Here is an 18581-nt window from a genome sequence, read left to right as displayed (position 1 = left end):
AGAACCCCTATGATCGAGCCCCGCAACGCAATGCCGGCCATCTGGTCGGACGGACTGGGCCGCGCCAGCATCCGCTCCGTGCAGGTCCTCGCCGTGTCCGCCCTCGCGTGGGCAATCATCTGGGCCGCCAGCCGCATCCCGCTCGTCATCATCCCCGTCCTCATCGCCGTTATCCTGGCCGCAGCGATCTCCCCGCTGGTCCGCTGGCTCACCGGGCACGGCTGGCCGCGCGCCCTCGCGGTGGTTGCCTCGTTCGTGGCCATTCTCGCCGTTTTCGGCAGCGTCATCGCCGGCATCGTCATTCTGGTCTCCAACCAGTGGGGCGAGCTCACGGCCCGGGCCGCTGCGGGGGTCGAGCAACTGCACTCATTCCTGAACCACGGACCTGTCCCTGTCAGCGACCAACAGATCACCGCCGTCATGGACTCGGCGCGGGAGTTCTTCACCTCGAGCACGTTCAGTGCAGAAGCCCTCACCGGTGCCCGCACCGCGGTGGAAATCTTCACTGGCGCGGTGCTGATGGCCGTCACCCTGTTCTTCTTCCTCAAGGACGGTCCCGAAATCCGGGCCTTTCTCATTGGCATGCTGCCGGCCGACCACCGCGCCAGGGCACGGCTGGCGGCGGATCGCAGTACCGTCGTCCTGGGCGGGTATGTCCGCGGCACGGCCATGGTGGCCGCCGTTGACGGTCTCGTCGTCGGGATCACCCTCGCCATCATGGGAGTGCCGCTGGCCTTGCCGCTGGGAGTGTTCATCTTCATCGGCGGATTCATCCCGATCGTCGGCGCTACCGTCGCAGGAACCCTCGCCATTGTCGTCGCGCTGGTCTCCAACGGGCTGGTCCAGGCGCTCATTGTTGTGGCCGTGGTCATCGGCGTGAACCAGCTCGAACACCACTTCCTGCAGCCGGTCCTGATGGGCAGGGTCCTCAGCATTCACGGCCTGGCGATACTGCTCGTCCTGGCGGCGGGCACCATACTGGCCGGCATTGTCGGCGCGCTGCTGGCCGTGCCCATCACCGCCGTCACGTGGACGGTCGTGAAGACATGGACCGGCAAGGACCCGCTGCCCGGACTTGAGCCGCCCGGGCCGGAGCTGGCCGGACCTGAGCTGGCCGGGCCAGAGCTGGCCGGACCTGAGCTGCCCGGGCCAGAGCTGCCCGGACCAGAGCCGCCCGGACCAGAGCCGCGGTAGGCCCGCCGTTCCGGACGCTGCCTGAAGCTGACCGCGGCAACGGGGACCCGGCACTACAATTGACCGGTTCCCAGGACTTGCTCCTGCCCGGCACACGCCCGGCCACCAACAGAAAGATCCGATGCAGACCACTTCTGACCACGCCGTCCCGGCGCAAGTTGACCTGAAGCAGGCCGACCGCCCGGACCACAAGCCCCTGGTCCGCTGGCTACTGGCCAACCAGGTCGCACCCGCCGGCCCCGAAGCCGAGGAAGATCACAAGCCCAACGCCTGGTGGAAAGTCATGTGCCTGACCGGCGTCGACTATTTCTCCACCCTGTCATACCTTCCCGGTATCGCCGCCCTGGCCGCCGGTGCCCTGTCGCCGCTGGCCACCCTGCTCATTGTGGCCCTGACCCTGCTGGGCATGCTCCCCATGTACCGCCGGGTCGCGCAGGAGAGCCCGCACGGGCAGGGCTCGGTTGCCATGCTGGAGAAGCTGCTCCCGTTCTGGCGCGGCAAGTTCTTCGTCCTGCTGCTGCTCGGGTTCGTTGCGACCTCGTGGATCATCACCATCACCCTCTCCGGAGCGGACGCGACGGTGCACCTGCTCGAAAACCCGATCGTGCCTGCGGGATTGAAAGGCAGTGCCGTGATCATCACGGTGATCCTGCTGCTGATCCTGGGTGGGGTGTTCCTGCTCGGCTTCAACGAGGCCGTCGGCGTCGCCATTCCGCTTGTGGCCGTCTACCTGCTCCTGAACGCCGCGGTCGTCGCCGCAGGATTCGCCCATGTTCTCTCCGAACCGTCCCTGATCGCCGGCTGGACCGACCGGCTGCTCGCCAGCGCCGGCGGCGGCCCCATGGACCTGATCGGGCCCGCCGTCATCGCCTTCCCCCTGCTGGTCCTGGGCCTGTCCGGGTTCGAGACAGGCGTCTCGATGATGCCGCTGATCAAGGCCACCGGCGACAGCCCCGAGCAGATCATGGCGTCCCGGGTCAGGAACACCCGCAAGCTGCTCACCACGGCGGCGGCCATCATGAGCGTCTACCTGATGTCCACCAGCTTCCTCACCACGGTCATGATCCCGGCCAAGGAGTTCGAGGAGGGCGGACAGGCCAACGGCCGCGCCCTGGCGTTCCTCGCCCACGACCTGTTCGGCGCCGAGTTCGGCACCGTTTACGACATTTCCAGCGCCCTGATCCTTTGGTTCGCCGGAGCCTCCGCCATGGCCGGACTCATCAACATCGTGCCCCGGTACCTGCCGGCCTACGGCATGGCGCCGGAATGGGGCCGGGCCGTCCGCCCGGTCGTAATCGTCTACACCGTGCTGAGCGTCGGCATCACCATCGCCTTCAACGCCGACGTCAACGCCCAGGCAGGTGCCTACGCCACCGGCATCCTGGCCATGATGGTATCCGGAGCCGTCGCCGTGACCGTCTCCGCGATCCGCCGGCACAGCCGCGCCGGAACCATCGGCTTCGGTGCGCTGACCCTGGTCCTGCTGTACGCGCTGGGCGCCAATGTCATCGAAAAGCCCGACGGCATCGCGATCTCGGCGTTCTTCATCGCCGGCATCATCGTCGTCTCGCTCATCTCCCGGGTCCAGCGCACCACCGAACTGCGGCTGGAAACCATCGAGTTCGACGAGGCAGCCCGGCAGTTCATCACCGATTCGATTGCCTTCGACGGGCAACTGAACGTCATCGCCAACAAGCGCCAAGCCGGTGACAAGGCTGAGTACGCGGACAAAGAGTACGAACAGCGCGGGCTGAACCCCGTCCCGGGCCCGGCGGATGTCATCTTCCTGGAAGTGGAAATCTCCGATCCTTCGGCGTTCAGCCACACGCTCCGGGTCGAAGGCGTCGAAGTGGACGGCTACCGGGTCCTGCGGGTGGAGTCCCCGGCCGTGCCGAACGCGATCGCGGCCGTCCTGCTGGCCATGCGCGACTCGACCGGCACGAAGCCCCAGTGCTACTTCGAGTGGTCCGAGGGCAACCCCGTCGGCCACCTCATGCGGTACCTGTTCCTGGGCGAGGGCGACACCGCGCCGCTGGTGCGCGAAATCCTCCGCGAGACCGAGCCCGACCAGGCACTCCGGCCCGCCATCCACGTGGGCTAGGCAGAGCGCACTCTAACCACAACGAACAGCCCCGCCGGGATTTGAGCAGTTCAGGTTCCGGCGGGCCTGTTCGCGCGTAGTCGGAGTCCGCGTCGTCGTCTTCGGTCAGCACGCAGGCCCGTCACGGGTGCGTCGGGTCCACCCCAGGGTCGACGGCGGTAAGCAGCCCGGGCCTCAGACGTTGGCTGATTTCCCCCAAGGGCCGATCTGGTCCAGGGTGTATCCGTCCGGGTATGCCACGACGTTCATCCTTCCCGGCACAAATATGGGCTCGGTCGGCAAGGGACGCAACCTGGCCTTGAGGGAGCGGAACCGCAGCACCGCGTTGAACGGTACGCGCAGCACTGCCGGGGCAGGTTTCAGGCCCAGGGCAACAGCGACCTGGGGTTTGTCCATCATCAGCGCCAGGATGGTCGGGGTGAATCGGCGAAGCAGGGCGGGGATACGGCTGGCGAAGGCCGCGACGGTCGCATTGAACAGCATCGAGCCCTCGGGGCTCGGGCCCATGTTCCGGTCCTCGTATTCGTCCAGGAACCGTTCCGCCTCCGCGAAGGTGGCCGGGATGCCCTCAAGCCCCATCTGCCGGCCCAGTTCGGCGTAGAAATCCGTGGCGGCCCGCTTCTCCAACTCCGTCAACCGGCGCCAGCCGTGACGTTCGGTCCAGCGCAGCGGCAGGACAAGCAAGGTCATGAGGACGTAGACGAAGTCGTCCGGGGTGCCGGACACCCCGTTGTGGACCCGGCGGAGCAGTTTGATCATGGCCTGGCTGCGTTCGTGCTCGAACCCGTTGGCGATGATCTCGTGGAGGACGATGCCGGTGTCGTAGGAGCGCTTCATCGGCCGGGATTTCATCTCTCCGGTCGCCGCCAGGGTCCTCGCTGTGGAGGGGATGGCGAAGTTGCGGTAATAGGCGACGAAGAAGCCCGAATGGATTTCAGTCTTGAAATCGAAGAGGACCATGTTCCGGTAGATCCCGTACATGTCCGTACCGCTCGGGCGTGTTCGGCGGGTCGGGTGCGTGAGGAGTTGCATGGCGGCTTTCTGTAGCTGTCGCAGGCTATGCCGGGGCGGGGGAGTTATGGAGCTTTGCTTCAACGGAGAGCAGGTAGCTGCGCTCCTCCGCGGTCAGGAACGTCGCCGAAGTGCCCGCAGCGAGTTCAGCGTCCCGGATTTCGACAACCATCCGGTGCAGCCTGTCCTGTACCGGTGCCTGGGGGTCGGCCTCAAGGGTCCGGTCAAGCGACGTGCTCTTCAGCGCCTTGGACCAGATGGCCTCGACGCGTGCGAGGGTTTCGGTGTTCCGGCGGTGCAGGTTTTTGCGGGCAGCCCTGCCGGCAACCGCCGGGATCGTGAGCCCGGCGCCGGCCAGGACGGTCGCAACCAGTTCCAGCTGATGGTACGGGAAGCCAGGCCTGACCAGTACGGCCAGGAATGTCAGGTGCCGGGCCAACAAGGACAGACACATCTCGGCCATCACCAGGAAGCCCATGATGCAGCCGGCGCCCAGCATGGAGAAACCGACGCGGAACGGGCGGCTCATCCGCGGGACGTAGCGGAAGCAGATCACGGCAATTTCCGCGCTCATCGAACAGATGAAGAGGGTGAGCATCAGTGAGAACAGGAGAGCCGGGAAACGGTCCTCGTAGATGCCCCAGGCGGTGGTCGTGACGGTGGGTCCTGTGAGGAGGAAGAACGCGGTCTGCAGGCTCAGCGTGAGCGTCAAAGGCAGTGTCCGTGTCCACCAGGTCCGGCGGCCGCCGGCTTCCGGGGCGATGGCGGCGTATGCGGCGAGGCGCAGATACCAGAGCGAGATAATCATCAGGGAGTTCAGGACCAGTTTGACCAGGTTCATGCCGCCGAGGGCCGTATCGACGGGGACGTAGACAATCGGGGACATGAGCAAAGAGCCCACGCCTCCGTACACGGCACAGGAGAACACCAGGTCGCTCCGGCTGCGAAGCAGGGCGGGAATGCGGGCCCCGGCCAACAGGAACAGTGCCGCGGCCATGAGGAACTGCATCATCCGAAGACCGCCCCGAAGTTGCCCGGCTCCGCGTCCGGCTGCTGGTAGGAGCGGCGGATGCGGGAGGCAAGCCGGTCGGCAAGGAGTTCGGCCGTTACCTCGAGCTCGTCGGCGAAGTCGGTGCGTTTCAGGGCCGAGACGACGCGCTCCGGGTCGAGGTCCGGGAAGAAGACCTGGGCGTAGTCGTGCGAGAGGACTTCCTGCTCGTGGCGGAGGATCATGTGGGCGAACTCGTGCAGGACGATCTGCTGGCGGTGCACCTCTGACGCCGACTTGGCGTGGAGGATGAGGTCCAGGCCGTCCAGGCCGAACCACAGGCCACAGACCTTGTCGGTGGGGGTGTTGTCGATCGGCCTGATGACAATTGGACGCCCGCTCGCGGTCTCCAGGCGGCTCTTGATGGAACGCATGGAGACCGGCTCCTGCAGCCGCAGGCCTTCTTCCGCAGTCCGGGCCCGCGCTCGGGCGACGCTGTAGTCCATGGCGCTGATCCTTGGGATGGTCCGATAGGGGGCCGGAGTCCCTCCGACTCCAAGGAGGAGCGTATCAGCCCTGTTCAGAGGCCTTTCCGGCACCCGGCGTGTCGGAAGAAGTGACGTTCGTCTCCGCCAGCTGCTCGTCGATGAGGTCCCGGATCTGAAGGAGCGTCTCGGGTGACAGGCCGCCGAGTTGCCGGGCAGCGAAATTGCGGACCTTGTTGGCCCGCATGCTGGCCAGGAGGTCCAGCTGGGCTTCGACTTTCCGGGGCAGTTCGTCCTGGTCGTGCAGCAGGTAGTCGCGGTTCACGCCGAAAAACTTTGCGAGGTTCTGCAGGAGCTCGGTCTTCTTCACCTCGGGCCCGGACCCGGTGCGCATGTAGTGCCAGCGGGCGCGGGAGATCGGGGTGCCGGCCGTCTTCATGGCGGCGCTGACGTCGTTGAAGGTGATCTTATTCCCGGCGGCTTCCGAGGAATCCAGGAGAAGGTTCAGCTTCCTTGCGAGTGCCGCGCCCGGCCCGGAATCGACTGACGCGTCGTTCATCGCGCGGCTCCTTTTCTGCGGTCGAAGGGTGGATCCAGAAGACAATATCATCCGATTGGACATGTCCAATAATTTTGCATTACCCTCTGAAAACAGAATTGGACATGTCTATTTCTGCATCGGAGGGGCACCGGGCCACGCCTCCGGTACCGCCTCCATAGTGGAGGCACGCAGCCTAAGGGTTGCCCGTCAGGGGAGCCACGCTCCGGCTGACGCCACGACGGCCGCATTCCTGCAGGAGCTTTTGGGGGGCCGGCAGGGATGCGGTCTTTTGGTTGGCCCGGCCGCGGCGGCTCAGCACCCTTGTACCGACAAGCGCACAGCGGCTCAGCGGGTCGTTAGTCCTTGGACTTCCGGCCTCGGGCCCGTCGAGCTGCCCAAACCACGAAGACGACGATGAACGCGACGGGCAACAGCACCAGCGGGTTCCAGCCTCTAACTGTCATTTGTCATCCCTCGATCTGCTTGCAAGTCTCTTGCGCAGACTCTACGCCGGCGACCACGGGGCGAGAACGCTGCGCGGCCATCCTCTGGCGGGCACGTCCGGTGGGCTCCGGGCCGGGGCAGCGGGTATTGGTATTCAGCGGCAGCGGGGGCGAAGCCGCGGCCCGTCGGCGGGGAAGCAGAAAAAAACCCCTGGAATCCGTGGATTCCAGGGGTTTTCCCTTGTGCGCGGAGGGGGACTTGAACCCCCACCCCCTTTCGAGGACTAGCACCTCAAGCTAGCGCGTCTGCCATTCCGCCACCCGCGCAGGTGGTAATTCCGAGTTCGTTTCGCCTTTCAGCGTTTTGCTTTTCTCGGAAGCAGCGAGAAAGACTCTAGCACGACTTTTCCGGAAACAAATAATCGGGGTCCGCGGGGGTGGTGTGGGTAGGCTGAAGCAAGCAATTGAGCCACCCGCCACGAGGAGCCGCTATGACTGACACCCGGACCGAAACCAGGCCAGAGGATGAGGTCGTCAGGATCTGCCAGGAGCTGATCCGGATCGACACGTCCAACTACGGCGACGGCTCCGGCCCCGGTGAACGCGCGGCCGCCGAATACACCGCCGGGCTCATGGCCGAAGTCGGGCTGGACGCCGAAATCTTCGAAGCAGCCCCCGGCCGCGCCAGCGTGGTCACCCGGCTGGCGGGGGAGGACCCCTCCGCCAGCGCACTGGTGGTCCACGGCCACCTGGACGTCGTCCCGGCCCTGCGCGAACAGTGGTCGGTTGACCCCTTCGGCGCCGAACTGAAGGACGGCCTGATCTGGGGACGCGGCGCCGTGGACATGAAGGACATGGACGCCATGATCCTGTCCGTGCTGCGCAACTTCGCCCGCACGGGACGCAAACCCAAGCGCGACCTCATCTTCGCGTTCTTCGCCGACGAGGAAGCCGGCGGCACCTACGGCGCCCGCTACGCCGTCGAGAAGCGGCCCGAACTCTTTGAGGGCGCCACGGAGGCGATCTCCGAAGTCGGCGGCTTCTCCGCCACCATCGGCGGCCAGCGCACCTATCTGCTCCAGACGGCGGAAAAGGGCCTCTCCTGGCTCCGCCTGGTGGCCCACGGCCGCGCGGGCCACGGCTCCCAGATCAACACCGACAACGCCGTGACCAGGCTTGCCGGCGCGGTATCCCGGATTGGTGCCTATAACTGGCCGATCGAGCTCACGCCGACCACGCGGCAGTTCCTCGACGGCGTTACCGAACTCACCGGGGTCGAATTCGATCCCGACGATCCGGAGAAGATCCTCAAGGAACTCGGCACGGTGGCCCGCTTTGTCGGCGCCACACTGCAGAACACCACCAACCCCACCCTGCTCAAAGGCGGCTACAAGCACAACGTCATTCCGGAATCGGCCGAGGCCCTCATCGACTGCCGGACCCTGCCCGGGCAGGAACAGCAGGTGCTGGAAATCGTGCGCGAACTCGCCGGCACCGGAGTGGACATCAGCTACGTGCACAACGACGTCTCGCTGGAGGTGCCGTTCGCCGGCAACCTCGTCGATTCGATGATCGACGCCCTGCATTCCGAGGATCCGGGCGCCAAGGTGCTGCCGTACACGCTCTCCGGCGGGACCGACAACAAGTCCCTGAGCCGGCTCGGCATCACCGGCTATGGCTTCGCCCCGTTGATGCTGCCGGACGAGCTCGACTTCACCGGCATGTTCCACGGCGTCGACGAACGGGTCCCGGCGGATTCCCTGAAATTCGGCGCACGGGTGCTGGACACCCTGCTCACCAACTACTGAGCGGACACCGCCTGACATGACGCCCGAGGACATCCTGAGTGGTCCGCTGCTGGAACGGATCCGCGGCCGCGCCGCCGGCTACGACCGCGACAACGCCTTCTTCCACGAGGACCTCGCGGAGCTCACGGCGGCCGGCTACCTGAAAATTTTCGTCCCGGTGATCGACGGCGGACTCGGACTCGGGCTTGCGGAAGCGGCGCAGCTGCAACGCCTGCTGGCGACCGCGGCGCCGGCCACGGCGCTGGCCGTCAACATGCACCTGGTGTGGACCGGCGTCGCCCACGTCCTTGCCGCCCGCGGTGACTCCTCGCTGGATTTCATCCTCCAGGAGGCGGCACAGGGTGAGGTCTTCGCCTTCGGCAATTCGGAGGCAGGCAACGATTCCGTGCTGTTCGATTCCCGCACGGAGGCCGTCCCGCTGCACGACGGCGGCTACAGCTTCACGGGCCGCAAGATCTTCACCAGCCTGTCACCGGCGTGGACCCGGCTGGGCATCTTCGGAAAGGACGCCAGCGCCGCGGACGGCGCCGGGGAACTGGTCCACGGGTTCATCACCCGGGAAACCCCCGGCTACGAGATTTTGCCCGACTGGGACACGCTCGGCATGCGGGCCAGCCAGTCCAACACGACCCTCCTGGAGGGCGCCGTCGTCCCGGCCGAACGGATTTTCCGGAAACTGCCGGTGGGCCCGAACGCCGACCCCCTGATCTTCGCGATCTTCGCCTGCTTCGAAACCCTCCTCGCCGCTGTGTACACCGGAATCGGCGAACGGGCCCTCACGCTCGGGGTGGAAGCGGTGCAGCGCCGGACATCGTTCAAGAACGGCGGCCGCAGCTACGCCCAGGACCCGGACATCCGCTGGAAGGTGGCGGAGGCGGCGATGGCCATGGATGCGCTCTACCCGCAGCTGTCCTCCGTGGCGGCCGACGTCGACGCCCTCGCGGACCACGGCAGCCAATGGTTCCCCCGGCTCGTGGGGCTCAAGGTCCGGGCCACGGAGACGGCGCGCACCGTGGTGGACCTCGCCATCCGGGTATCCGGCGGCTCCAGCTACTTCCGCGGCTCCGAGCTGGAGCGGCTGTACCGGGACGTGCTCGCCGGCATGTTCCACCCATCAGATGACGAGTCGGCGCACAATACCGTGGCGAACGCCTGGCTGGGCCCGCTGGAGACACACTAGGCGCCCAGGACTCCCCGCGGCGTTCGTGGCTGCCGATCCCGGCCGATGCGCGGCCGGGATCCGTGTGCGGCCTAGACGGTGCGCTGGACCTGGATGACTTTCCGGCGCAGCCAGAAACGCCGCCCGCCGCCCACGTAGAGGCGGCTGCGTTCCAGTTCCCATTTGCCGTACTCGGAATGCTCCACGAGCCGGCGGCGGGCCTCGGGGAGCGAATCCTCAGGGCCGACCGTCAGAACGAGGTACTCGTACTGCTTGACATAGTCCCGTTCCCGCCGGACCGAGCTGCTCAGAAAATGTTCTTTCATTGCTCTCCATTTTCGTCTTTTTCCGACTAACGTGAAGTCATGAGCATCGATCCGCGTGTCGCGCTTCAGTCCCTGACCTCTGCACTGGAAGAACACCTGGCGGCGGCCTCTGCCCGCAGAAGTGACGGGGATCCCGCGGTCGAGGCGGCGTTCTTCGCCGTTGCCGATGCCTTTGAAGTCTACGACGATGCCCTGTATGAGGCGTATGGGGAAGTGACGCCGCTCGAAGTGATCGACGGCGACGAAGACGGCGACGAAGACGATGTCGACGACGAAGAGGACCTCGAGATCCTCGAGAATTCCGAGAACTAGGGCGACCTGAGGATCCCCGCGGCCTCAGCCGGGGTCGGACACGTCTTCGAGCGCCTGCGCGATCTCCGGCGGCAGCGGCGCGAGCGCCGAATCCAGGATCTCCTTGAGCTGAACCGGTGTCCGGGGGCCGACGACGGCGGTTGCCACCCCCTGTTGGGACAACAGCCAGCTCAGCGACACATCCAGGGCAGTCCGGCCGAGCCCCTTCGCCGCCATGGCGACGGCTTCCACCACGCTGGACGCCGGTCCCCCGAGATAGGGTTCCACGTACGTCGCCAACCGCTGGTTGGCGGCCCGGGAATCAGCCGGGATGTGGCCACGGTATTTGCCGCTCAGGACGCCGCGTCCCATCGGAGCCCAGGCCATCAGGCCCAGCCCCGCGTCCTCGATGGCCGGAATGAGCTCAATCTCCGCGTTGCGCTGAAGGAGCGAGTATTCGGACTGGTTGGCCACGAGGGGGAAGCCCGCGATTGCGGCGGCCTTTGCAGTCTGCCAGCCGTTGAAATTGGAGACACCGGCGTAACGCGCCCGGCCGGACCGCACCGCGTGGTCCAGCGCTGACAGGGTTTCCTCCAGCGGAACATTCGGATCCCAGGCGTGCGCGAACCAGAGATCCACGTAATCGGTTCCCATCCGGGCCAGGCTCGCGTCCAGCCCGGAGAGCATGCCGTTGCGGGACGTGTCGACGCTGCGGCGACCGTCCGCCGTCGTCAGTCCGGCCTTCGTGGAGATCACCACTTCGGAGCGCGCCACGACGTCGCCCAGTATTCCGCCGAGCATCGCTTCGGCCTGCCCGTCGGCGTAGGACGCCGCTGTATCGATCAGGGTTCCGCCGGCATCGACGAAGGAGCGCACCAGGGCGGCGGCATCCTGTTCCTCGGTTTCCCTGGCCCAGGACATGGTGCCGAGGGATAGGGCGGACACGCGCAACCCACTGTTGCCGACATAACGCTGCTGCATGTCAGCTAGCTTACGGGGTCGGGCTGCTTCGTAACGTAGGGTCTATAAACGTGAACTGGATACAAGCGGCTCTGTTGGGCCTGGTACAGGGGCTGACCGAGTTCCTCCCGATTTCCTCGAGCGCCCATCTGCGGATTGTCGGCGCCTTCCTCCCGGAAGCGTCCGATCCCGGCGCCGCCTTCACGGCCATCACGCAGCTGGGCACCGAGACCGCGGTGATCGTCTATTTCTGGCGCGACATCCTGCGGATCATCCGTGCCTGGGCCGGTTCGCTGACCGGCAAAGTGTCCCGGCATGACCCGGATGCGCGCATGGGCTGGCTGGTGATCCTGGGCAGCATCCCGATCATCGTCCTGGGCCTGCTGTTCCAGGACCAGATCGAATCGGTACTCCGCAGCCTGTGGGGCGTCGCGACCATGCTGATTATCTTCGGCATGGTCCTCGCGGTAGCCGACACCATCGGCCGGCAGGACCGTGAACTGACGCAGCTGACCTACAAACATGGGCTCTATTACGGACTGGCGCAGGCCCTGGCCCTTTTCCCCGGTGTGTCCCGCTCCGGCGGCACGATCAGCGCCGGGCTCCTGATGGGTTACACCCGTGAGGCGGCGGCCCGCTACTCCTTCCTGCTGGCAATCCCTGCCGTTTTCGGCAGCGGCCTGTACCAGCTGTACAAGGTGGTCTCCAAGGAAGGCATCACCGGCCCGTACGGTCTCCCGGAAACCGCCCTGGCCACCGTGATCGCCTTCATTGTGGGTTACGTCATCATCGGCTGGTTCCTGAAATACGTCTCCACCCGCGGCTACCGGCTCTTCGTCTGGTACCGGATCATCCTGGGAATGTCCCTGTTCCTGCTGCTCGGTTTCAATGTCATCAGTGCCTAGCACTAGGCTTGGTCTGTGAAATCCTGGACCTCCCGCCCTGTTGCCCAGCTCCCCGGCAGCATGCCCGCCCTGAGCCTCTTCGATACCGCCAAGGGCGGAATTGTGACCCTGGAGGCCACGGGTGAGCAGTCCATGTATGTCTGCGGCATCACCCCTTATGACGCCACGCACATGGGCCACGCGGCCAGCTATGTCGCCTTCGACCTCCTCAACCGCGCGTGGCGGGACGGCGGCCAGCACGTCGCCTACGTCCAGAACGTGACCGACGTCGACGATCCCCTCCTGGAGCGCGCCACGGCCACAGGCGTCGACTGGCGCGACCTCGCCGCGAGCCAAATCGAGCTGTTCCAGACCGACATGGAGGCCCTGAACGTCCTCGCCCCGGACCACTACATCGGTGCCGTTGAGGCCGTTCCCCTGATCGTTCCCGCCATCGAGCGCCTGCTGCGCAACGGGCTCGCGTACCGCGTCCCCGGCGCCGGCGGCGAGCCCGACGGCGACGTCTACTACGACGTCGAAGCCGCCGGGAAGCACTCGACGGACGACGTCGACGCCTGGACCCTGGGATCCATTTCCGGACTCTCCGACGCCGAAATGCTGGAACTCTTCGCCGAACGCGGCGGCGACCCTGGCCGGGCCGGGAAGCGCCAGGCGCTGGATCCGCTGCTCTGGCGGGTTGCCCGCGAGGGCGAGCCCAGCTGGCCCGGTGGCGAACTGGGGGAGGGCCGGCCCGGCTGGCACGTCGAATGCACCGTGATCGCCCAGGAGTACCTGCCCAAGCCGTTTACCGTCCAGGGCGGCGGCTCGGACCTTATTTTCCCGCACCACGAAATGGGCGCCGGCCACGCGTACTCGCTGGCGGGCGTGCCGCTGGCCCGCCACTTCGCGCACGCGGGCATGGTGGGCCTCGACGGGGAGAAGATGAGCAAGTCCAAGGGCAATCTTGTCCTGGTTTCCAGGCTCCGGGCTGACGGGGAAGAACCTGCCGCGATCCGCCTCGCGATCCTGGCCCACCACTACCGCACGGACTGGTCCTGGACCGCCGCCGGATTCGCCGAGGCCAAAGACCGGCTCCGCACCTGGCGCGAGGCCCTCGCCGTGGCGCCGGAAAGCTCCGCCGCGGCCCTGCTTGGCAGGCTGCGGACCGAACTGGCCAACGACCTGAACGCGCCCGGCGCACTCGCCGCCGTCGACGCCTGGGCCAAGGCCGCCCTGGCAGCCCCGGGGGAGGCCTCGGCCACGGACGCCGCGCTGGTGAGCGACGCCGTCAACGCCCTGCTCGGCGTCGAACTCTAACCGGTTTTCGGTCGGCCCGGAGGAAGATCCCAAAACCCAGCGGCCGTCTCCACGGTGGCTGCGTCGGCCGGTCAGGACGAAGCGGCTTCGATGATCTTCTCGTCGCCCTCGTTCACGGCTTTGACGACGGCGTCGTAGTCACCACTGTCGACAGCCTTGCTGACCTTCTTGGTGGCCTTGCTGATCGCCTTGTCGACGCGGTCGAGGTAGAGGTCATCGACGATGGCAACGATCGCCGAGGAGCCCGGCGGCAGAAACTCCTCCGCGTTGACGCCGATGGACTTCTCCTCGTGCCGCTTCCTGATGGCACCCACACCGGCGCCGATCCCGGCACCGATCACGCCGGACAGCAGCAGTGGCGGAGCGAACAGTCCGACCACCAGCCCGCCGACTGCGCCGGCCTTGGTGCCCCCGGCGACCAGTCCGCCGCCGTGCTCCTTGACCTCGGTCTTGCCCGAGGAGTCACGCGACAGGACGACGGCAGCCGCGACGGCCGCGTCGTCCAAGCCCTTGATCGCCTTGAAATCCTCTGCCGCCGAGCCCTCGTCGGCGTACGACGACACGAACAAGATGTAGTTGTGATCTGTCATGGTGTGCCCTCCACTCGGTGTTGGCCGGCGTCGCGGCCAGGTCCAACTCTCGCCGCGACAGGCGGCCGCCGGCAGGGTCATAAGACTCTGGTCCGGGGGAAGACCCCCATAGGGGAAGTGCGCGGGAAAGGTGGGAGGGGGAAGGGGGAGGGAAACGCGGGACGCGGGCTAGGGCTTGTCCTTGCCCCGGCGCTTGAGGTAGCGCTCAAATTCGCGGGCTATCGATTCACCGCTGGCCTCCGGAAGGTCGGCGGTGTCCTTGGCCTCCTCCAGCTGGCGCACATACGCCGCAATTTCCGGATCCTCTGTAGCGAGCTCGTCCACGCCGCGTTCCCACGCGTCGGCCTCCTCCACGAGTTCCGTGGTGTCCAGCGGGACCTGGAGCAGCTCTTCGACCCGGTGCAGCAGGGCCAGCTGCGCCTTCGGCGACGGGGCCTGGGCTACATAGTGCGGCACGGCCGCCCAGAGCGACACGGTCGGGAGCCCGGCCAGCAGGGCCACCTCGCCGAGCACGCCCACAATCCCTACCGGGCCCTCGTACTGCGAGGCCTCCAGGTCCATCCGCTCACGCAGGGCGGCGTCGTCCGTGGAGGTGCTGACCGGAATGGGCCGGCTGTGCGGCACGTCAGCCAGCAGCGCACCGACCAGGATGACGTAGTCGACATGCAGCGCCTCGGCATGTACCAGCAGTTCGGCGGTGTAGGCACGCCACTTGTAGGACGGCTCGGTGCCCTGGACGAAGATGGCGTCCACATTCGAGTCGGGGACGCTGGCCTTGAAGATCCGCGTGGACGGCCACTTGATCTTCCGCTCACCGGCCGCTGTCCGCCGGATCGTGGGCCGGGTGAACTGGAAGTCGTAGTACTCGTCGGCGTCGATCGCCCCGACCTTCTTGCCGCCCCAGAGCTTGTTCAGGTAGCGCAGGGCATCGCTGGCGGCCTCTCCGGCGTCGTTCCAGCCTTCGAAGGCCGCGAGCATGACGGTGATGCGCCGGCCCTCGGGGACTGGCTGCAGCAGCCGCTCCGGCTCGGAGACGGCGCCTGGTTCGGTGGGGTCTGCCTCGAAGCTGTTCATGCCATCACCCTACGTCCAAGAACCCGCCGCGCGCAGGCAATCGCGCGCCAAGGAACCGCAATTTCCGCCCGAAATCCCAGGGTCAGGCGCGCGGAATTCGCCGTAGGCGTAGCGCGGGCGCCCGGCCGCGGGCTTCCCCGTAGACTGGAAGGCATGCGATCCTCAGCTTCCCGGCCCCTCCTTAAAGCAGCGCTCTGGGACATGGATGGCACCATTGTCGACACCGAGCCCTACTGGATCGCAGCCGAACACGCACTCGTCGAAGCCCACGGCGGACAATGGTCCCACGAACAGGCCATGCAGCTCGTGGGACAGTCCCTGATGTTTTCCGCGGGAATCCTGCAGGAAGCCGGCGTGACCCTGGAACGGCGCGAGATCATCGACACCCTCACCGGCCACGTGATCAGCCAGGTCCGGAGCTCCATTCCCTGGCGGCCCGGGGCCCGCGAACTGCTCGACGAACTCTACAACGCCGGCGTCCGTTGCGCCCTGGTCACCATGTCCGAGGCCCCGCTGGCCCGGGAGATCGTTGCGAGCCTGCCCGAGCCCTACTTCGAGTTCCTCGTCACGGGAGACACTGTGACGCAGGGGAAGCCGCACCCGGAGGCTTACCTCACGGCCGTTGAGCTCCTGCAGCAGCAGGATCCCGAGCTCGGCCTGCACCACTGCGTGGCCCTGGAAGATTCCGTGCCGGGTGTCGCCGCCGCCGTGGCCTCCGGCGTCGTCACGGTCGCCATCCCGCACATCCTGCCCCTCCCGCACGATCCCCGCCGCGCCACCTGGAACACCCTGGAGGGCAGGACAGTCGCTGACCTGGAGGAGCTCGTCGCCCTCCGGCACGACTTCCCCGACGCCACCTTCGGCGCCGCCGCGGACCCAACCGGCCGCTTAGGCACGGTCTCGACTACGGTCTCGACCACACTCTCGACCGCGGGCCACGCCCGTGGCTGACACCGGCAGCCAGGGGCAACCCGGCAAGACTCCCGCTAACCGCCGGGAAGGGATCCCGCTGGGCCGGATCGCCGGCATTCCGGTATTTCTGGCGTATTCCTGGTTCATCATCGCGGCCTTCACGGTGATCGCCTACGGGCCGGTCCTGCAGAGCAACAATCCGCGCCTCGGCGTCACCGCCTTCTTCGTCGCCTTCGCCTACGCGCTGCTGCTCCTGATTTCCGTGCTGGCCCATGAACTCGCGCACGCGCTGACCGCGAAGCTGTTCCACTGGCCCACGGAGAAAATTGTCCTCAACCTCTGGGGCGGCCACACCCAGTTCCAGAGCTTCACGGCCTCACCCGGCCGCTCCGTCCTGGTGGCGATGGCCGGGCCGGCCGCGAACTTCGTCCTTGCCGGCGCAGGCTGGCTCCCGCTTGCCTACGGCAACCTGAACGGCGTGGCCGACATCCTGGCCAACATCTTCGTCTGGGCCAACCTGCTGATCGGCATCTTCAACGTCCTTCCCGGCCTTCCGCTGGACGGCGGCCGGCTGGTCGAATCCGCCGTGTGGAAAGCCACCGGCAGCCAGGAGAAGGGCACAATTGCGGCAGGCTGGGCGGGCCGGATCATCGTGATCGCCCTCGCCCTGTGGTTCATAGTCCTGCCGCTGGTCAGCGGCGCACGTCCGGATATTTCCTTCACCCTCATCACCGCCCTGGTGGGCAGCTTCCTGTGGATGGGGGCGTCGGCCGCGATCCAGCAGGCCCGCCTGCGGGGCCGGCTGCACCTCGTCGACGCCGCGGCCCTCGCCGAACCCGCCCTCGGCCTTCCGGAAACCGCGACGGTCGCGGACCTCCTGGACCGGGCGCCGGCAGGAAAGCCCGCCGTGGTGCTGTGCGACCGGGACGGCCGTCCCGTGGCCATCGTCGACGCCGGCGCCGCAGCCAGTGTGCCTGCCGGACTGGCCGCAGCGACCGCCCTGACCGCGGTCTCCTACCCCCTTGGCGCGGGCGCCTATGTCCCCGAATGGTCCAAGGGCCAGGAGCTCGTCCAGTACCTGGCCCAGCTCGAGGGCCAGGAGTACGCGGTGGTGAACCGCGAGGGCGCCGTCACCGGGCTGCTGCGCCAGTCCGCCGTCGTCCGGGCCATAACGGGCAAGTACCGGAACGAACGCCAGAACCAGGGGCAGAACCGGTAGAGTTACTGGGCGGTCGTGAATTTCCGGCCCCCACGCGCAAGGACCGGCGCCCGCCGGCATGTCCGCGGCCACACAGCTTTACAGGAGCGAGGAACATCTTCATGAGCAGCGACACCGCCGCAGGCACTAACACTGCCAACACCACCGCCGCCGCAGGCACCGACACTCCCGCCGCCGGGGGCAGCACTGCCGCCAGCGCTAATGGTGCCACCGGCGCGGCGCGCCGCCGCGGACCCTTCCGCGAAGGCGAACGCGTCCAGCTCACGGACGAGCGCGGCCGCATGAACACGATCACCCTCGAAGTCGGCGGGGCCTTCCACACCCACCGGGGCTTCCTGAACCATGACGAGATCATCGGCAAGCCCGACGGCTCAGTGGTGGTCAACAACGTCGGACAGCAGTACCAGACCCTGCGTCCGCTGCTCTCGGACTTCGTGCTCTCGATGCCCCGCGGCGCGGCCGTCGTCTACCCCAAGGACGCCGGCCAGATCGTGACCATGGCGGACATCTTCCCGGGCGCACGCGTTGTCGAAGCCGGTGTCGGCTCGGGCGCCCTGTCCATCTCCCTGCTGCGCGCGGTGGGGGACAACGGCTACCTGCATTCCTTCGAACGCCGACAGGAGTTCGCGGACATCGCCCGCGGCAACGTCGAGACCATCTTCGGCGGACCGCACCCGGCCTGGAAGATCTCCCTTGGCGACTTCCAGGAGGAAGTGGTGCGCACCGAGGAACCCGGCTCCGTGGACCGCGTGGTCCTGGACATGCTCGCGCCGTGGGAATGCCTCGACGCCGTCGCCACCGTCCTGGCCCCCGGCGGCGTGTGGATCAATTATGTCGCGACTGTGACGCAGCTTTCGCGGACAGCCGAAGCCATCCGCGCGGACGGACGCTTCACCGAACCCGACGCGTGGGAATCCATGGTCCGCGGCTGGCATCTCGAAGGCCTGGCCGTCCGCCCGGACCACCGCATGGTCGCCCACACGGGTTTCCTGCTGGTAACCCGCCGCCTCGCCGACGGCGTCACGGGCATTTCGGTAAAGCGCCGCCCCTCCAAGACCGACTTTAACGAAGAAGACGTCAACGCCTGGACCCCGGGCGCTGTGGGCGAGCGTGCGGTCTCGGACAAAAAGCTGCGCCGCGCCGCCCGCGACGCAATCGCCGGAACGAACGTCGTCGACGCCCCGGAGATAACGAACTAGGCAGCATATTTCGGATGTCTCCAGCGGCACCCGCCTTCTTAGGGCTATGGTCTTAACAGAAGAGCAGGAAGGGGCTGAT

The 18581-nt window shown here is 66.9% G+C and carries 18 protein-coding genes and 1 tRNA gene; 10 read left to right on the top strand and 9 right to left on the bottom strand.

What is annotated here, in order from left to right:
* Nucleotides 1-9 precede the first annotated feature (9 nt).
* Nucleotides 10-1194, top strand: coding sequence for an AI-2E family transporter (locus AC1DBX_RS02630; protein ID WP_476931018.1), 1185 nt, complete (start codon nt 10-12; stop codon nt 1192-1194).
* 121 nt (nt 1195-1315) lie between these two features.
* Nucleotides 1316-3295, top strand: a complete 1980-nt coding sequence (locus tag AC1DBX_RS02625; protein WP_476931017.1) for an APC family permease — start codon at nt 1316-1318, stop codon at nt 3293-3295.
* A gap of 174 nt (nt 3296-3469) precedes the next feature.
* On the opposite strand, the gene AC1DBX_RS02620 is transcribed toward AC1DBX_RS02625, so the two are convergent.
* The 5 genes from AC1DBX_RS02620 to AC1DBX_RS02600 all read right to left on the bottom strand — a co-directional run bounded on the left by AC1DBX_RS02620 (nt 3470) and on the right by AC1DBX_RS02600 (nt 7090).
* A complete protein-coding gene (locus AC1DBX_RS02620; RefSeq protein ID WP_476855885.1) occupies nt 3470-4327 on the bottom strand; it encodes an oxygenase MpaB family protein in 858 nt (285 codons plus the stop codon).
* Nucleotides 4328-4352: 25 nt separating this feature from the next.
* Nucleotides 4353-5318 carry a hypothetical protein gene (locus tag AC1DBX_RS02615; RefSeq protein ID WP_476855884.1) on the bottom strand — a complete coding sequence of 322 codons (966 nt, stop codon included), beginning with the start codon at nt 5316-5318 and terminating at the stop codon, nt 4353-4355.
* On the bottom strand, nt 5315-5800 hold the full coding sequence (locus AC1DBX_RS02610) for a hypothetical protein (protein WP_476931016.1): 486 nt from the start codon (nt 5798-5800) through the stop codon (nt 5315-5317). Before AC1DBX_RS02610 ends, AC1DBX_RS02615 begins: the two co-directional genes overlap by 4 nt.
* A 64-nt stretch (nt 5801-5864) precedes the next feature.
* Nucleotides 5865-6338, bottom strand: a complete 474-nt coding sequence (locus AC1DBX_RS02605; protein ID WP_476931015.1) for a hypothetical protein — start codon at nt 6336-6338, stop codon at nt 5865-5867.
* Nucleotides 6339-7007: 669 nt separating this feature from the next.
* A tRNA-Leu gene (locus tag AC1DBX_RS02600) sits at nt 7008-7090 on the bottom strand.
* A 164-nt stretch (nt 7091-7254) separates the two neighbouring features.
* Here AC1DBX_RS02600 and AC1DBX_RS02595 point away from each other — a divergent pair.
* Together AC1DBX_RS02595 and AC1DBX_RS02590 are read left to right on the top strand one after the other, a co-directional pair.
* Nucleotides 7255-8571 carry a M20/M25/M40 family metallo-hydrolase gene (locus AC1DBX_RS02595; protein ID WP_476850923.1) on the top strand — a complete coding sequence of 439 codons (1317 nt, stop codon included), beginning with the start codon at nt 7255-7257 and terminating at the stop codon, nt 8569-8571.
* 16 nt (nt 8572-8587) lie between these two features.
* The gene (locus AC1DBX_RS02590; protein ID WP_476931014.1) at nt 8588-9751 is read left to right on the top strand and encodes an acyl-CoA dehydrogenase family protein; all 1164 of its coding nucleotides are present in this window, start codon (nt 8588-8590) and stop codon (nt 9749-9751) included.
* Nucleotides 9752-9822: 71 nt separating this feature from the next.
* Here AC1DBX_RS02590 and AC1DBX_RS02585 read toward each other — a convergent pair whose 3' ends face one another.
* Complete coding sequence (locus AC1DBX_RS02585; RefSeq protein ID WP_018772920.1) at nt 9823-10056, bottom strand: DUF5703 family protein; 234 nt, start codon at nt 10054-10056, stop codon at nt 9823-9825.
* Nucleotides 10057-10095: 39 nt separating this feature from the next.
* Between AC1DBX_RS02585 and AC1DBX_RS02580 the strand changes: the two genes are divergently transcribed.
* On the top strand, nt 10096-10368 hold the full coding sequence (locus tag AC1DBX_RS02580; RefSeq protein WP_223916379.1) for a hypothetical protein: 273 nt from the start codon (nt 10096-10098) through the stop codon (nt 10366-10368).
* Between the two features lie 24 nt (nt 10369-10392).
* Here the strand turns inward: AC1DBX_RS02580 and AC1DBX_RS02575 are convergent, their stop codons facing one another.
* Entirely contained in the window at nt 10393-11328 is a 936-nt protein-coding gene (locus AC1DBX_RS02575; RefSeq protein ID WP_476931013.1) for an aldo/keto reductase, read from the bottom strand.
* A gap of 50 nt (nt 11329-11378) precedes the next feature.
* Between AC1DBX_RS02575 and AC1DBX_RS02570 the strand changes: the two genes are divergently transcribed.
* Nucleotides 11379-12212: an undecaprenyl-diphosphate phosphatase gene (locus AC1DBX_RS02570; RefSeq protein ID WP_476850920.1), complete on the top strand. Its 834-nt coding sequence runs from the start codon at nt 11379-11381 to the stop codon at nt 12210-12212.
* Nucleotides 12213-12227: 15 nt separating this feature from the next.
* Nucleotides 12228-13508 carry a cysteine--1-D-myo-inosityl 2-amino-2-deoxy-alpha-D-glucopyranoside ligase gene (gene mshC, locus AC1DBX_RS02565; RefSeq protein ID WP_230011252.1) on the top strand — a complete coding sequence of 427 codons (1281 nt, stop codon included), beginning with the start codon at nt 12228-12230 and terminating at the stop codon, nt 13506-13508.
* A gap of 71 nt (nt 13509-13579) precedes the next feature.
* Here mshC and AC1DBX_RS02560 read toward each other — a convergent pair whose 3' ends face one another.
* Together AC1DBX_RS02560 and AC1DBX_RS02555 are read right to left on the bottom strand one after the other, a co-directional pair.
* Complete coding sequence (locus AC1DBX_RS02560) at nt 13580-14098, bottom strand: DUF1269 domain-containing protein (RefSeq protein WP_476931012.1); 519 nt, start codon at nt 14096-14098, stop codon at nt 13580-13582.
* A gap of 168 nt (nt 14099-14266) precedes the next feature.
* Nucleotides 14267-15172: a PAC2 family protein gene (locus tag AC1DBX_RS02555; protein ID WP_476850918.1), complete on the bottom strand. Its 906-nt coding sequence runs from the start codon at nt 15170-15172 to the stop codon at nt 14267-14269.
* A gap of 153 nt (nt 15173-15325) precedes the next feature.
* Here AC1DBX_RS02555 and AC1DBX_RS02550 point away from each other — a divergent pair, with 153 nt between their 5' ends.
* The 3 genes from AC1DBX_RS02550 (at nt 15326) to AC1DBX_RS02540 (ending at nt 18502) form a co-directional block, all read left to right on the top strand.
* The gene (locus tag AC1DBX_RS02550; protein WP_476850917.1) at nt 15326-16123 is read left to right on the top strand and encodes an HAD family hydrolase; all 798 of its coding nucleotides are present in this window, start codon (nt 15326-15328) and stop codon (nt 16121-16123) included.
* Nucleotides 16116-17303: a site-2 protease family protein gene (locus tag AC1DBX_RS02545; protein WP_223916369.1), complete on the top strand. Its 1188-nt coding sequence runs from the start codon at nt 16116-16118 to the stop codon at nt 17301-17303. The genes AC1DBX_RS02550 and AC1DBX_RS02545 overlap by 8 nt, the downstream gene beginning before the upstream one ends.
* Nucleotides 17304-17404: 101 nt before the next feature.
* On the top strand, nt 17405-18502 hold the full coding sequence (locus AC1DBX_RS02540) for a tRNA (adenine-N1)-methyltransferase (protein WP_476886552.1): 1098 nt from the start codon (nt 17405-17407) through the stop codon (nt 18500-18502).
* Nucleotides 18503-18581: the final 79 nt, after the last annotated feature.

Source organism: Arthrobacter sp. 10N44_2, from assembly GCF_056394385.1.
This window is presented reverse-complemented; position numbering and strand designations above follow the sequence as displayed.

Coding starts and splice junctions, on each gene's coding strand:
- AC1DBX_RS02540 (WP_476886552.1), top strand. CDS start 17,405: ATGAGCAGCGACACCGCCGCAGGCACTAACACTGCCAACACCACCGCC.
- AC1DBX_RS02560 (WP_476931012.1), bottom strand. CDS start 14,098: ATGACAGATCACAACTACATCTTGTTCGTGTCGTCGTACGCCGACGAG.
- AC1DBX_RS02575 (WP_476931013.1), bottom strand. CDS start 11,328: ATGCAGCAGCGTTATGTCGGCAACAGTGGGTTGCGCGTGTCCGCCCTA.
- AC1DBX_RS02625 (WP_476931017.1), top strand. CDS start 1,316: ATGCAGACCACTTCTGACCACGCCGTCCCGGCGCAAGTTGACCTGAAG.
- AC1DBX_RS02580 (WP_223916379.1), top strand. CDS start 10,096: ATGAGCATCGATCCGCGTGTCGCGCTTCAGTCCCTGACCTCTGCACTG.
- AC1DBX_RS02590 (WP_476931014.1), top strand. CDS start 8,588: ATGACGCCCGAGGACATCCTGAGTGGTCCGCTGCTGGAACGGATCCGC.
- AC1DBX_RS02630 (WP_476931018.1), top strand. CDS start 10: ATGATCGAGCCCCGCAACGCAATGCCGGCCATCTGGTCGGACGGACTG.
- AC1DBX_RS02620 (WP_476855885.1), bottom strand. CDS start 4,327: ATGCAACTCCTCACGCACCCGACCCGCCGAACACGCCCGAGCGGTACG.
- AC1DBX_RS02605 (WP_476931015.1), bottom strand. CDS start 6,338: ATGAACGACGCGTCAGTCGATTCCGGGCCGGGCGCGGCACTCGCAAGG.
- AC1DBX_RS02615 (WP_476855884.1), bottom strand. CDS start 5,318: ATGATGCAGTTCCTCATGGCCGCGGCACTGTTCCTGTTGGCCGGGGCC.
- AC1DBX_RS02555 (WP_476850918.1), bottom strand. CDS start 15,172: ATGAACAGCTTCGAGGCAGACCCCACCGAACCAGGCGCCGTCTCCGAG.
- AC1DBX_RS02610 (WP_476931016.1), bottom strand. CDS start 5,800: ATGGACTACAGCGTCGCCCGAGCGCGGGCCCGGACTGCGGAAGAAGGC.
- AC1DBX_RS02585 (WP_018772920.1), bottom strand. CDS start 10,056: ATGAAAGAACATTTTCTGAGCAGCTCGGTCCGGCGGGAACGGGACTAT.
- AC1DBX_RS02550 (WP_476850917.1), top strand. CDS start 15,326: ATGCGATCCTCAGCTTCCCGGCCCCTCCTTAAAGCAGCGCTCTGGGAC.
- AC1DBX_RS02595 (WP_476850923.1), top strand. CDS start 7,255: ATGACTGACACCCGGACCGAAACCAGGCCAGAGGATGAGGTCGTCAGG.